This window comes from Sphingomonas sp. CFBP 8760 (assembly GCF_014841615.1).
In the GTDB taxonomy this organism is placed as follows: Bacteria; Pseudomonadota; Alphaproteobacteria; order Sphingomonadales; family Sphingomonadaceae; genus Sphingomonas.
In genome coordinates this window covers 17,203-31,048 of record NZ_JACYUG010000014.1, presented here as the reverse complement: position 1 = coordinate 31,048, position 13,846 = coordinate 17,203, and the positions used below count along the sequence as shown (strand labels likewise).

The window sequence follows — 13,846 nt, the reverse complement described above, 5'->3', positions numbered from 1 at the left end:
TAGGGCTCAGACTTATTCAGAGCCAGAACGCGGTGGCGGTTGCAAGCGCGACACCTGAGAGGAAGTTGGCGGCGAGCGTGTCGTAGCGGGTGGCGACCCGGCGAAAGTCCCCTTCGGCAAGCTTGTCTGTGTGGAATGGTGTAATCAGCAAGGTGCCTGAGCCGGGTGGCCACCCGACTCAGGCGGCGGATGTGAGGCCGTTCGACAAGCCGGTCGACAAAGACCGTTCCTGAGCAGGGCCACATCCGTCTTCCCAAACCCCGGACAGTTGCCTGGGGCCGTGTCTACGGACCCCGCATGACACGCTCAGGACAGGATTGAGACGACAGAAGGCGTTTTCGATGAGGTGACGGCTGCGATAGCGGTCTTTGTCGTAGCGGATGGCACGCTTGCGGTTGCGTCGGCCTGGAATGACGGGGACGGCCCCTGCATCGCGCAGCGAGCGCCGCAGCCGGTCGGCATCGTGGCCTTTGTCGCCGGACAGGTAGCGCATGCGCCTGGCGCGTTCGAGAAGCACCGGTGCCGCCTTCACATCGCTGACATTGCCGGCCGTCAGCATCAGCGCGTACGGACGGCCGATGACGTCGGTGAGTGCATGGACCTTGGTCGTCCAGCCACCGCGCGAGCGGCCGATTGCTTGCGCCGAGCGCCCCCTTTTGCGCCGAATGCGGCACGCTGTGCCTTAACGTAGGTGCTGTCGATCGAGGTGCTTTTCGTCACCGCGCCGGTATCGAGCAAGGCATCGAGCAGCTTCAGCCAGAAGCCGCGATGCGACCAGCGGTTGAAGCGGTTGTAGATCGTTATCGACGGACCATAATCGGGCGGGCAGTCGCACCAGCGGCAACCAACCTTCAGCACGTGCAGGATGCCCGGGATCACCCGGCGGTCATCGACCCGCCGTGCGCCGGGCTGGTTCTTCGGCAGATGCGGTTCGGTCACCGCCCACGCCTCGTCCGACAACCAGAACAGCGCCATCACGCACCTCTCTTGACCCACATCACATGTGAATCAGGAAAATCGCCCTCCTTCAACCCGCTGCTTGGGTTTGGACCCTAGACGTGAAAATGCTGCGTTCTGTTGATTGTAGAGCGTGCGCAAATACGCATTCCAAGTGATATTCGTGCCCAGCCCGAAAGTAGCGCCTTCGCTTATGCGGACGGCAAAACTGTATAAAAATTGAGGTTCGTGCCCCTGCTTAGCCGGCATTAAGTGTCTCGCCGAGGAACGTATGCATGACGATGTATAAATCTCACAAAGATTTAATAACATCCGCGATTGCCATAGAACGGTTCTGCCAGAAAGATACTTCAAGCTACGCACATCATACAGGGGGCTACGCCAGCCAAGATTTTTCGAAAACTCGATCCCGATCGGGATGGCCACGGCGCTTGGCGTAAAATTTCGAACCTCCTCCCGCCGGAAACACCGTTAGCGCGACGCTAACCATCCCTGCCTACAGGATCGGGGGATGACCGATCTGTTCAGCCCGCCGGATGCCGATGCGCGCAGGCCCGATCCGCGGGCGCGGGTGGCGCTGTTCGCCGCGTGGCTGGTGCTGGCCGGCTATTTCGTCGCGACGCATGTGATGTGGCGCGACGAGGTGCGGGCGTTCACGCTCGCGCTCAGCGGCGCCGACATGGTCGCGATGCTGCGCACCATCCACGGCGAGGGGCACCCGGCGATCTGGTACATCCTGCTGCGCGCCGCGCACATGATCGTGCCAGTTCGCGAGGTGTTGCCGGCGATCGCGGCGGTCATCGGGATCGGCGCGGCCGCGATGCTGGCGTTCCGCGCGCCGTTCCGGGGGCTGGTCGTCGCGCTGGCGCTGTTCGGCGAATGGATGGTGTTCGAATATACCGCGGTCGCCCGCAATTACGGGATGAGCGCGCTGCTGCTGTTCCTGTTCGCCGACCGCTACGATCCGCGGCAGGTCCGGGGGCAGGGTCGGAGCAGGGGCTGGTGGCCGGGGGCGTTGCTGTTCCTGCTCTGCAACACCAACGTCCCCTCGGTGCTGCTCGCGGGCGGGCTGCTGCTGTTCTGGCTGGTCGAACTGCTGACGGTCGATGGCTGGCGGTGGACCCCCGCGCTGCGCGCCTGGGCGGTGGCGGCGGGGTGCGCGGGACTGGGCGCGCTGCTGTGCTTCGCGACCGTCTATCCCCCCTATCAGGACGCGGCGGTATCCCCGCACCTGCACGAGATCGGCCCCGGCGCGGTGCTGCGCGCCAGCGTGCAGATGGTGGACTATTATTGCAGCCTGCTGCCGATGTTCATGTGGCAATGGCGGCCGGCGACCGACGTCCTGCTGATCGTGCTGGTCCTCGCCCTGCCGTTCAGCCTGGCCCGGACGCCCGGCGGGCTGGCGGGCGGGCTGGCCGTGACGCTGGCGCTGCTGCTGTTCTTCCACTTCGTGTATCCCGGTGGATACCGGCATGTCGCGCTGCTGTTTCCGTTCGTGCTGTCGCTGCACTGGATGGTCGCGCGCGGGCACGGGGGCCGCTGGTCCGGCCCGGCGGAGGCGCGCGCCCGGCGGATCGCCGCCCCGGCCTCCCTGCTGACGGCGCTGCTGCTGGCGATCCAGGTGAGCTATGCCGTCATCCAGCTGGGCTATCAGACCGCCAACGAGGGCGTCTACAGCCGCGCCGCGGAACTCGGGCGGCTGCTGCACCGGCCCGACCTGCGCCGCGCCATCGTCATGAGCAATCCCGACGTGATGGTCGAGGCGCTCGGCTATTACGCCCCCAACCCGATCTGGCTGCTGCGCCAGCGCACCTTCGGGCGGGTCGTCCACTTCACCTTCTTCGAGGACGAGGACCTCAGCCTGGGCGAGATGCTCGCCACCGCCCGGCAATTGCGCCAGCGCACCGGCCGGTCGGTCGTCATCATGCTGCGCCGGGCGCCCGACCCGGCTGCGCCAGCGAAGGTGGAGAGCGAGGGCTACCGGATCACCTTCTCCGTCACGCCGCGGCAAGCGCGGGATTTCCTCGCGGCGACGACGCACCTCGTCTCCTACGCCCCCGCGCAGACCGACGAGAATTACGCCGTGTATCTGCTGCGCTGAGGCGCGACGGCACCGGCTCGACCCAGCCCGTCATTGCGAGCGTAGCGAAGCAATCCAGAGCCCGGTTCGCGAAGCTCTGGATTGCTTCGTTACGCTCGCAACGACGACAGGCTGGGTTTGCGTCGTCATGTCCCGGCCTCCGGCATGCATCGGACCGATCCGACCTGTCGGATGATCGACGTGTCGACATGTCGGCAGTTTGATCACCGGCGGTGACAGCCGCCCCACGGAGCGCTAACCCCATGCGGTGCAAGCCTTTCGCCGCCTCGTCATGATCGACCGACGATGGTGGCTGCCGTTCTGCCTCGCGGTGCTGGCGATGCGGCTGCTGATCCCGGCGGGCCATATGCCGGTCGTCGAGGCCGGCCGGTTCGCGATCGTCGTCTGCCCCGATGCGACCGGCGCTGCACCCATGACCGGCATGGCGGATGGCGACCGCGCGCGCGCATCCCCGCATCCAGCCGCGCATGGCCAGCGATCGCACGGCGATGGCCGCCACGACGGTCCGGGCGACAATCAGGGCGGCGGGCAGGCCTGCGCCTTTGCCGGCCTGTCGGCGCCGCTGCTCGGGGGGGTCGATCCGGTGCTGTTGGGGGCGGCGCTCGCATGGGTCGCGGCGGTCGCGCTGGCGACACCGCCCCCGCAGGCCGGGCGGCGCGTGCCGTATCTGCGGCCCCCCTCGCAGGCACCGCCCGCCCCGCTGCCGATCCGACGATAGCCGGCCCCGCCGCCCTGCCGGGTGGCGATGGCCCCTGCCCTCGCATCCTGTCCGGTGGCCATGATCTTCCCGTTTCCGATCTCCCCGTTCCCGGGGGTGCCGCGTGTCGGCACCTTCGCCATGCCTATCCTCCTTAGATCCGGAGGCGCGCGGCGATGACGCTGCGCATCATCGCCCGGCGCGTGCATCTGTGGCTCGGCCTGTCGCTGGGGCTGTTGTTCGTGGTGTCGGGCCTCACCGGCAGCATCCTCGCCTTCTATCCCGAGCTGGACCGGGCGCTGGTGCCCGCGTTGCGCGCGGTGCCGACGGGGAGCCGCCCGTCGTCGTGGCAGGCGGTGTACGACGCGCTGCGCCGCGATCATCCCGACCGCCCCGGCGCCTGGCGGATCGAGGTGACGCCAGCGGGCGGCCCGATCCCGGTGCGCTATTATCGCCCGGTCGAGACCGCGGACCGGGATTTCGCGCCGCTGATGCTGTGGCTCGACCCGCGCGACCTGCGCACGGTCCGCGCCGGCTTCTGGGGGGAATATCCGACCAGCTGGATCTATGCACTGCACTGGCAATTGCTCGCCGGGCGGACGGGGGAGACGGTGATGGGGCTGGCCGGCATCGCGCTGGCGTTCCTGCTGCTGACCGGGCTGGTCGCCTGGTGGCCGCGCCCGGGCCAGTGGCGGCGTGCACTGCATCTGAAGCGCCGTGCGGCGCCGATCCGGCGGCTCTACGATCTCCACAAGCTGATCGGGCTGGCCGGCGCGCCCCTGTTGCTCGTGGTGGTGGTGACCGGGGTGCTGCTGGCCTTTCCCGATCAGCTGCGCTCTGCTCTGGCCCGGCTGGGGCCGCTGTTCCACGCCCCCGCCCTCATCACCCTGCCCCGGCCCGGCCCCCCGATTCCGCTCGACCGGCTGGTGGCGCGCGCGATCAAGCGTTTCCCCGATGCGGTACCGGCCTGGATCGAAACCCCGGCCACGCCCGACGGCGTGGTCCGGATCAACCTCGCCCGGCCGGCCGAACCCAGCCGGCGTTTCCCGCGCACCAATGTCTGGCTGGACCCGTGGACGGGGTCGATCCTGGCGGTGCGCGACGGGGAACACGAGCGCGGTGGCGATATCCTGCTCGACTGGCTGCATCCGCTCCATGGCGGCGAGGCGCTGGGCATGGCCGGCCGCATCCTGGTGTTGTTGTCCGGGCTGATGGCGACGGGGCTGGCTGCAACCGGATGGCTGCGCTGGGCCAGCCGTCGATGATCGGCTGCCGTCCTTCCGACAGGATGACGGCCACCGTCCCCCCTGATGGCCACACCACCAGCCGCTTGCTCCTTCTAGGGAGCATGTGACGGCGTAGCCGGCACTCCGCGCTTGGTTTCTTTGTAATGGGTTTGCTGGGTCTCCTTCAATGTGGTGCCGGTCGTCTAGGCCGGCTCATTCGGTTTGTTCAAAGTGAATCAGTTAGGGGTTGAGGCTCTCTATGAGACTCGCACGCCCGTCGATCGATGCCGGCCCCCAGCCGCGCCAGCATCCGGCCCAGCGGCCCGCCCAGCGTCGCCCGCGCCAGATCCCGGCACGACAGGGTGGCCAGCATCGCCTGCGTCTCCCCCTGCCGGTCCGCCTCGCGCTGGATCTCGTCGTCGGGCAGCGGCGCGGGCTGCATCCAGCGGGGCAGATGCGCGAGGATGCGCGCGGGCAGGCCGGCGGGCGGGGTCGGGCGATAGACGTTGGAGGTCTGGGCGTAGCGCGGCCCCGGCCCGGCGCCCTCGACCCGGCGGAACCGGCGCTGGCGGACGAGCAGCCCGATCGCCTCCAGCTGCGCCAGCCCGCGCGCGACGGTGGCGCGGCCCAGCCCGGTGCGCTCCGCCAGCCGATCGTAGCTGGGATAGACGCGACCGCGGTTGAGCCGGGCGAGCGTCAGCAGCTCCTCGTAGATCCGCACCGCGCCCGCGCCCAGCGCGGCGACCAGCCGTTCGCTGCGGGTGAGGCTGCGGCCCTCGGCCCGCGCAGCCCGTTTCAACTTGCGCCCCGCGTCCAGCATCACCCGCGCGATCCGCAGCAGCCGGTCGCACTCCCCCCTGGCGGGCACCGCGAAGAACATATCCTCGAACGTCCCCGCCTCGATGCTGTCGCGGCGCACCGGTGCCCCGGTGATGTGGGTGCGCGGTGCCGCTGTCGCGCGCGTGGACATGCGCCCGCTGTCGCGCACACGCATGCCGCCAAGCGCCAGCGTCGCCGCCTGGCCGAGGGTAATCGCCGTCATCGTCCGTCCCTTCGCGAGGGCCGGGACCAGACAAGAGGGGGGCGTGGCGCGAAACGCGCATCCTTGATCCGGAGGGCGGACAGGCGTAGATGGAGGGAGCCGTTCGGAATGGCCCGGATCGACGTTTGGCGACGTCGCTCCATCGATACCCTGGGATGCCCGGCCTTCGTGCCGGGCTTTCCTTTATGTGGTCACGGTCGCTCGCTTGTCCCTGAGCCGCGGCGGGCATCGCCGCGGTGCCGACGACCTTCGCAGCAAAAATCCAACATCGGAAGCGTTCACGGTTCGTGCTTTCGCGGATGAATGGCGAAAATCGTTCGTGCTATCGCGGATAAATACCCCGCCGATTCGTGCTATCGCGGATAAAAGGCCCCCGAACCGGGGTCCGGATTCGTGCTATCGCGGATAAATGCCACGATCCCGGGCGACGCGGGGCCGCCCGATTCGAATCAGGCGATCGCCCCTGTTCGCGTCACGCGATCGCCAGCGCCTTGGCCGAGATCACGACGCGGGCGAGGCCGGCGGGCCGGCCGCGACGCCCGCCCTTGCCGGTGACGACGGGCACCGCATCCTCCTCCGGCTCCGAAAAGGCGAAGCTGTAGTCGGGGATCGCATCCGCCTCGATCACCGCCTTCAGGATGTGGCGGAAATGCGCGAGCGTGTTCTGGTAGCCCAGTTGCAGCCGCAGATCGTCCAGCCCCAGCTCGTACGGGCCGTCGACGCAGCCCGACCGCGCGATCTCGTACAGGCGCCGCTCGACGGGGCCGAGCTGGAAATAGGCGGGGGCATAGTCCAGCACCTGCCGGTCGCGCAGGATCGCGCGGAACAGCCAGTCGCACAGCCTCACCCGCACCGCCTTCAGCCGGCGCTCGCCGGGCTTCTCCTTGGATTTGCTGTAGAAAAGCCGCGCCTCGGACAGCCACGAGAAATAGCCTTCCTCGCCTTCGCCCCCGGTCTCGATGTCGGTCTTGATCTGTGTGCCCTGCAACCGTTCCAGCGCCTGCGACAGCCGCGCATAGGAGCGCGCCGACGGGTTGTTGCCGGTGACGCAGAACAGGTCGTGCGCGGTGAAGTAGAAATCCTGACTCACCTCCTCGCCCGCCTCCAGCTTCCTGACCATCAGGCTGGCGATGTAGAGGACGATCTCCTTGTCGTAGATCGTCGCCACCCCCTTGGCGGTCGGCACGATCTCGATCGAGACGGTGTCGGTCTTGTAGGCCAGCGGCCGGGTCCACTTGCCCTTGGACAGCGCGAAGAAGGGAAACGCCATCAGCGACCGCTCGCCGCGCACCTCGGTCATCAGCGGGCTGTCGAGCGCGAACAGGTCGCGCTGGTCGAGCGGTGTCGGCTTGGGATCCTTCATGGCGCGTTCTACCCCGAACCCCCATTCATCCGCAAAAGCACGAATACCGGCCGGGTCATTCATCCGCGAAAGCACGAAGCGATGCCCCCGCCCCTAGGGAAACACCCCCAACGCCCCCTGAAACCCCCCGCCATTCGTGCTTTCGCGGATAAATTGCCGGATGATTTTTCGGACGGGGCGGAGGGAGTGCGGAATCTCCCGGTCGATGCCGGACAAGACCGATGTCAACACGAAGACATGTCTTCGTGTCGATCATACGGCATGTATCTTCATCCGCACGAGACAGCGCCTCGCACCACGTGCGAGAACGGGCATCGACCGCCCGTCGACAAACCAGCTGACGAGTGCAGCAGCGTATGTCGATGACCTGTACTACCTCGAAGCCATATTCGGCTTTCGACATCGTCAGGCCGATGGAAGTCCAGGGCGGCAAGGCAGCCCCGTGGTTCGGGGAAACCGGAAAGGGCGTGCAATATGAATTACCCATGTCGGTCGAAAAGGCTTTGGCCGAAGGCTATCTGAGGCGTTTGCAGGCGATGGACAGATCGACATTCCTGAAACAGGCCGAAAACAGGGGTATACGTCCCGACGCCTATTCGCTGGGCCGCCGTGTCGACGAGGCTTATGTCATGGAGAAATCGTTGCTCGGATGGTCGACATTCTATTTCGAACGCGGCCTCAAGACCGATAGCAGGAGATTCCTTCATCAATCCGATGCCCTGTCGGACCTGATGGAGCGCCTCGAACGCGATGGATCGACCAGAAGGTGATGGCAGACATTCACGATGCCGGTTGAAAAGGCGCTGGAGATCGGTGCGGAGCCATCCGCTGTCGATTGCGGTGTCGATCAGGTCGAGCGACGCATCCTGCCGCTCGCCACAACCGGCCACTAACGATGCAAGGAGCGCCACGCACGCCACTCGGTAGAACACCGGTGCGCCCATCGTCTCCATTCCATCGCTCCCGGTTCATCACTTGCCCGGTCCATTCCCGGCCCTGCCGGCACAGACATTCCCATCGGGCCCGGGTTCAGACGATCCGGAAACTCTGCAGCATCGTTCGGAAGACCGGCTCCGCCCCGTCGAAATCGGCACGGGCGGCGGTGCCCGTCGCGATCATGACATTGTCGTCGCCGGCATCGGCATAGGTGATCGACTGGGTGAGTGCGATGCCGTCCGACAGCCAGTCGATCCGCAGGTCCACCGACGAACCGGACGCCTGTCGCCGGGTGACCGCCACCCCGGGCAGCATGTCCTGCATCTGCGCGATCTGCCGTTCCACGAAATCGTGCAGGCGGTTGGCGACGCCCGGCGCCGGATCGTCCAGCAACAGTTCGCGGGTGACGACGAAGCTGGGCGACACCCCCGTCGGGCCGGGATGGGCGGCGCTCAGCACCAGCATCGACTTGTCGAGCCAGCCTTCCGGACAGGCGATCGTCATGCCCTGCACCTGCGTCATCGTGCCGCCTCCTGCGGTGGCCATTGGCCGGCCTTGTCGAGCGCCAGCACCTGCTCGGGCGCCGGTGGCGGAAACGGATATCCCCGCGCCTTCAACTTCTCGATCACGCGAAGCCGCGCCTTATCCTCGTCGGAACCACGCAGGATGCGGCTTTTGAACGTGCGTTGTGCGGTCGTGATACCAAACCGATCGTGCGCCCATATGTCGGCGCCATGATCGATCAGGATTTCGACTACCGGCCATTGATCCGTATCGGAGGCGGTGATCATCGGCGTCGCCTGATTGGCAGGATCACGTTCTTCAAGACCGATGCCCTGCCGGGCGAGACGTCGGACCTCCTCGGTTTCGGAATACATCACCGCGCCCAGCATGGGCATGACGTTCTTCTTGTTCATCGTCGGGTCCTTGTCCGAACAGGCTATGCAGAGGATGCCTGCCAACAGAACAGGCACAAGACGTATCACAGGCAAGCTTCCTTCCGCAGTTCACTCTCCAGTTCCGTCCGACGTTGTGCGAGCGCGGCCTCGACATTGTCCATCATGTGCAACATCCCGTTGCCGATCGCCGCCAACAGTCCCGCCTGCGTCGCCCGCAGATTGGAAGACATCTTCACCTTGCTACTCGGATCGTTGCTCGCCCACTTCCGGCTTGGCGGGTCGAGCGGCCATGTTCGGGTAGCCGCCGCCTGTGGAATGCCAGGCGTTCGCTGCAGGGTACGCAAGGGTTCGCCACGGACATAGACGGCATCGATATTGGTGGATACCGGATGCGGAACAGTGCGTGCATGCAGGCCGGCCGCGTTGAATGTCGTAGCAGGCAGGCCAGATGCTTTCGCCCCCGCAGAGGCTTGCCCTCCCCCCAACGAATGACCAGTCAGACGTGCATTGCGACCGGCAGGTGCTTCAGCAACACGTGATGCTATCTGCTGTGCATGGTTGTAATAGAACGTCTCTCCACCAAAACTCTGCTTTGCATTGGTTCCCATATCCTCGCCAAGCCAAGACTCTGTGCCCTTGTAAGAAATTAGAGGGGCACCAGTCGCCTTATCGATAAATACAGCAGCACGAAATTCCGATGGTTCGCCAGTTTTGGGATCGATAGGATGCTCAAGCATCGCGGAAGTAAGGTTTAGCCGCTCCAGATCCTCGGTCGTGGCATTCCGGTGTCCGTCAGGCGGTTTGCGTTCGTCAGGTGGTGCATAGACGGCCGTGGCCGCCTGCGCATCGATGCGGAAACGCTCGAACGTCGTCTCCTCCCCGCGCAGCGCCGTACAGACCGGCGACTGGCGTGGTCCGCCGATAAAGACGTTGGGTGAGCCGGTCCGGATCACTGCGCCGCAATCCATCGTTTCGGTAACCCGCGCGGTCGGCTTGCCGTTGTTGAAAACCGTGGCCGAACCGGTCGCCACCCGTCTGGGCGTCATGCCGTCCTTCACGCAGCCACCGGTCGCCTGTTCGACCATGGTGGCCGGCAGCGTGTTGATGAACACACTGGACGAACCGGTCTGCAGGCTGCCGGTGGCGGGCCCGTCCATCGACTTGCCGATCAACCCGCCGATCCCGCCGCTCGTCGCGATGGCGGCGCCGACGGCCAGCGCGCCCAGCCCGCCCGTCACCACCACCCCGGCGGCCAGCATCGCACCCACGGCGATCCCCGCGCCCAGAGCAATGCCTTCGAGCATCGCGTCATGGCCGAAAACGTCGGTGACGCGCGCGGCGGCATGGTGACTCATCGACGACTCCCGATCGCTGGCCGTGACCATAATCCACCAGTCGCCGGGCATCCATGGCGGATGACCCAAAAGACTTTGGGCGATACCCATGGATGCTACCCTCCACGCCCGTCATCTGTCCACTTGTGGTCGTACGGTGGCCGGTATGCCGCCGGTGGAAGAGCAAATGACATGTCGATATAAAAACATGTCTACATGTCGATGTGAAAACATTTCTACGTGTCGATAGGTATACAAGTACCGGCTACAGACGGGCGGAACGCCGGGCCGCCCCCCCCCCTGTCCTACGTCCCCGTGCCGCGCCATAACCCTTCATCCGCCCGCGATCCCGAACGTCACGGTTTCCCCAAAGAAGGCCGTACCATGCGACTTTCGTGACTTTCCGATTGCGGCCAGCCCAACAGTGCTTGCAACATTTGTCGGAGTAATTAGGATGCCGGCAAACGCGATCGCGGGCGATATCGGGGGGAGAGAAGGTGAAGACGATCATCGCATGGGCGGCCGTCGCGCTGGGGTTCGGTACCATGGCGCCTGCCGCCCCGCCCCAGACCCCGCCTCAACCCCAGCCCCCGGCGCAGGCGGAGAACATCGCGCCGCGGCAACTGGCGATCGTCCCGACCATCGCCGCTACGCCCGCGCCGAAGGCGGACAAGGCGGAGGCCCGGTCGGCCTATCTGCTCGCCTATTTCAAGGACGAGACGCACTCGCTCCATTTCGCCACCTCGCCCGACGGCTACAGCTTCACCGATGTGAACGGGGGCGAGCCGGTGCTGCGGGGCAGGGCGGTCGCCGACCAGCAGGGCATCCGCGATCCGCACATCATGCGCGGGCCGGACGGCGCCTTCTATATGTCGATGACCGACCTCCACATCTTCGCCGAGCGCGAAGGGCTGCGGACGACCCAGTGGGAGCGGCCGGAAAAGGACTATGGCTGGGGCAACAACCGCAACATGCTGTTCATGAAGAGCCATGACCTGCTGCACTGGACGCTGGCGAAGGTCGATATCGCCGCGCTGTTCCCGGCCTATCGCAACGCCGGCAATGCCTGGGCGCCGGAGACGATCTACGATCCCGCGAAGAAGCGGATGATGGTCTATTTCACCACCCGGATGGGCAACGGCCCCAACTACATGGTCTATGCCTATGCCGACCCCGCCTTCACCACGCTGACGACGGTGCCGAAGCAGATCCTGTACTATCCCCGGCCCGCGGTGAACACGATCGATGCCGACATCACGAAGATCGGCGGCAAGTACCGCATGTTCTACGTCGCGCATGAAAAGCCCGGCAGTATCAAGCAAGCCGTGTCGACCCGCATCGACGGCGGCTACGCCTTCGATCCGCGCAAGGTCGATCCGGAGAACGTCGCGGCGGAGGCGCCCAATCTGTGGCGGCGCCACGGCACCGATACGTATGTGCTGATGTACGACGTGTTCGGCGTGAAGCCCAACAATATGGGCTTTGCCGAGACGACCGATTTCCAGACGTTCCGGGACATCGGCCGCTTCAACGATCCGGGTTCGCGGATGAAGGCGACCAATTTCTCCCAGCCCAAGCACGGCACGGTAATGGCGATCACCCCGGCGGAGGCCGATCGCCTGCGCGGCTGGTTCGCGCGCTGACGGGGCCGGGGCGATGATCCGTCCGCTTCGTTCGCGCTGGCTGGCGCTGCTGGCCTTCGCCGCGACCGTGCCTGCGCAGGCACAGGTCCAAGTGCAGGCACAGCCGCAGTCCCCGTCGCCGGCGACCACGCTGCTGGTCCATGCCGACCGGCCCGGCCCGCGCATCGCCCCGGAAATCTACGGCCAGTTCGTCGAGCATCTCGGCCGCGGCGTGTACGAGGGCATCTGGGTCGGCGAAGATTCGACCATCCCCAACACGCGCGGCATCCGCCGCGACGTGGTGGCCGCGCTCAGGCAGGTGAAGGTGCCGGTCATCCGCTGGCCGGGCGGGTGCTTTGCGGACTCCTATCACTGGCGAAACGGCATCGGCCCCAAGACGAAGCGCGCGCAGGAGATCAACGCGTCGTGGGGCGGCAAGCCCGATACCAACGCGTTCGGCACGCACGAATTCATGGACTTCATGGGCCAGATCGGCGCCGCGCCGTTCGTGTCGGTCAATGTCGGATCGGGCAGCGTGCAGGAGGCGGACGACTGGATGCGGTACATGACCGCGGCCGCCGACAGCGATCCCGGCCGCGCCCGCGCCGCCAACGGTCATGCCGCGCCGTGGGCCGTGCCGTTCGTCGGCGTCGGCAACGAGACCTGGGGCTGTGGCGGCAACATGACCGCGGAGACCTATGCCGCGTCGTTCCGCCATTATGCCGCCTTCCTGCGCAGCTATTCGGGTCCGCGCGCCAATCTGATCGCGGTCGGCGCGGATACCGACGACTATGGCTGGACCGAGACGATGATGGCGCGCGCGATGACGTGGCGCCCCGATCCGACGCCACTGGCGCTGACGTCGGATCGGCCGCTGATGTGGGGCCTGTCGCTCCACTTCTACACCTTCGCGGGCAACGACTGGGGCGACAAGGGCCGCAATGTCGGCTTCGACCGGACCGGCTGGGCGAAGGCGCTGGCACGCGCCACGCTGACCGACGAACTGATCGCGCGCCATGCCGCGATCATGGACCGCTACGACCCGCAGAAGAAGGTCGCGCTGGCGGTCGACGAATGGGGGGCATGGTTCGCCAGCGAGCCGGGGGCGTCGAGCCTGTATCTGGAAAGCACGCTGCGCGACGCGGTGATCGCGGGCCTCAGCCTCAACATCTTCAACCGTCATGCCGACCGGGTGCGCATGGCCAATCTAGCGCAGATGGTGAACGTCATCCAGTCGCTGGTCCTGACGCGCGGGGGCGAGATGGTGGTAACGCCGACCTGGCACGTGTTCGACCTGTACAAGGTGCATCAGGGCGCGACGCAAATCCCCGTCGACATCGGCACCCCCGATTATGTCGAGGGCGACAGCCGGATGCCGCAGGTCAGTGTCTCGGCCAGCCGCGATGCGGGCGGCGTGCTGCACCTGTCGATCGTCAACCTCCACCCCGACCGGCCCGCCCCCGTCACCGCCACGCTGGCGGGAGTGGCCGGGCGCGGCGCCACGGCGGAGACGCTGACCGCTGGCCGGATCGATACGCGCATCGAATTCGGCAAGGCGGACCCGTTCATACCCGTGCCGCTGGACGGGGTGCGGCTGGCGGACGGGGGGCTGGCGCTGACCGTGCCGGCGCGGTCGGTGACGATGGTCACGATCCGCTGACGCGGGCCG

The 13,846-nt window shown here is 66.4% G+C and carries 11 protein-coding genes and 2 pseudogenes; 6 read left to right on the top strand and 7 right to left on the bottom strand.

The genetic code is table 11. From position 1 onward, the window contains the following. Nucleotides 1–16: 16 nt before the first annotated feature. Nucleotides 17–109: pseudogene (locus IFT82_RS21010) on the bottom strand (IS5/IS1182 family transposase); the annotation flags it as partial. Nucleotides 110–319: 210 nt separating this feature from the next. Continuing rightward, nucleotides 320–978: pseudogene (locus IFT82_RS21005) on the bottom strand (IS5 family transposase); the annotation flags it as partial. A 490-nt stretch (nucleotides 979–1,468) separates the two neighbouring features. On the opposite strand from IFT82_RS21005, the gene IFT82_RS15515 reads away from it, so the two are divergent. The 3 genes from IFT82_RS15515 to IFT82_RS15505 all read left to right on the top strand — a co-directional run bounded on the left by IFT82_RS15515 (nucleotide 1,469) and on the right by IFT82_RS15505 (nucleotide 5,020). Continuing rightward, on the top strand, nucleotides 1,469–3,058 hold the full coding sequence (locus IFT82_RS15515; RefSeq protein ID WP_192128452.1) for a hypothetical protein: 1,590 nt from the start codon (nucleotides 1,469–1,471) through the stop codon (nucleotides 3,056–3,058). Nucleotides 3,059–3,329: 271 nt separating this feature from the next. Continuing rightward, on the top strand, nucleotides 3,330–3,776 hold the full coding sequence (locus tag IFT82_RS15510) for a hypothetical protein (RefSeq protein WP_192128450.1): 447 nt from the start codon (nucleotides 3,330–3,332) through the stop codon (nucleotides 3,774–3,776). A 155-nt stretch (nucleotides 3,777–3,931) separates the two neighbouring features. After that, nucleotides 3,932–5,020, top strand: coding sequence for a PepSY-associated TM helix domain-containing protein (locus IFT82_RS15505; protein WP_192128448.1), 1,089 nt, complete (start codon nucleotides 3,932–3,934; stop codon nucleotides 5,018–5,020). A gap of 187 nt (nucleotides 5,021–5,207) precedes the next feature. On the opposite strand, the gene IFT82_RS15500 is transcribed toward IFT82_RS15505, so the two are convergent. Next, entirely contained in the window at nucleotides 5,208–6,023 is an 816-nt protein-coding gene (locus IFT82_RS15500; RefSeq protein ID WP_192128446.1) for a helix-turn-helix domain-containing protein, read from the bottom strand. Nucleotides 6,024–6,495: 472 nt separating this feature from the next. After that, nucleotides 6,496–7,386, bottom strand: a complete 891-nt coding sequence (locus IFT82_RS15495; RefSeq protein WP_192128444.1) for a replication initiator protein A — start codon at nucleotides 7,384–7,386, stop codon at nucleotides 6,496–6,498. Nucleotides 7,387–7,742: 356 nt separating this feature from the next. Between IFT82_RS15495 and IFT82_RS15490 the strand changes: the two genes are divergently transcribed. Continuing rightward, nucleotides 7,743–8,156 (top strand): TNT domain-containing protein, encoded by a 414-nt coding sequence (locus IFT82_RS15490; protein ID WP_342355132.1) that lies wholly within the window; start codon nucleotides 7,743–7,745, stop codon nucleotides 8,154–8,156. A 259-nt stretch (nucleotides 8,157–8,415) separates the two neighbouring features. Here IFT82_RS15490 and IFT82_RS15485 read toward each other — a convergent pair whose 3' ends face one another. The 3 genes from IFT82_RS15485 to IFT82_RS15475 all read right to left on the bottom strand — a co-directional run bounded on the left by IFT82_RS15485 (nucleotide 8,416) and on the right by IFT82_RS15475 (nucleotide 10,666). Beyond that, nucleotides 8,416–8,868 carry a DcrB-related protein gene (locus IFT82_RS15485; protein ID WP_192128440.1) on the bottom strand — a complete coding sequence of 151 codons (453 nt, stop codon included), beginning with the start codon at nucleotides 8,866–8,868 and terminating at the stop codon, nucleotides 8,416–8,418. Beyond that, entirely contained in the window at nucleotides 8,841–9,239 is a 399-nt protein-coding gene (locus IFT82_RS15480; RefSeq protein ID WP_192128438.1) for a hypothetical protein, read from the bottom strand. The genes IFT82_RS15485 and IFT82_RS15480 overlap by 28 nt, the downstream gene beginning before the upstream one ends. A gap of 65 nt (nucleotides 9,240–9,304) precedes the next feature. Beyond that, nucleotides 9,305–10,666, bottom strand: coding sequence for a PAAR domain-containing protein (locus IFT82_RS15475; protein WP_192128436.1), 1,362 nt, complete (start codon nucleotides 10,664–10,666; stop codon nucleotides 9,305–9,307). Nucleotides 10,667–11,052: 386 nt separating this feature from the next. Between IFT82_RS15475 and IFT82_RS15470 the strand changes: the two genes are divergently transcribed. Together IFT82_RS15470 and IFT82_RS15465 are read left to right on the top strand one after the other, a co-directional pair. Beyond that, nucleotides 11,053–12,198: a glycoside hydrolase family 43 protein gene (locus IFT82_RS15470; protein WP_342355127.1), complete on the top strand. Its 1,146-nt coding sequence runs from the start codon at nucleotides 11,053–11,055 to the stop codon at nucleotides 12,196–12,198. Nucleotides 12,199–12,211: 13 nt separating this feature from the next. Then, nucleotides 12,212–13,837, top strand: a complete 1,626-nt coding sequence (locus IFT82_RS15465; RefSeq protein ID WP_192128434.1) for an alpha-N-arabinofuranosidase — start codon at nucleotides 12,212–12,214, stop codon at nucleotides 13,835–13,837. Nucleotides 13,838–13,846: the final 9 nt, after the last annotated feature.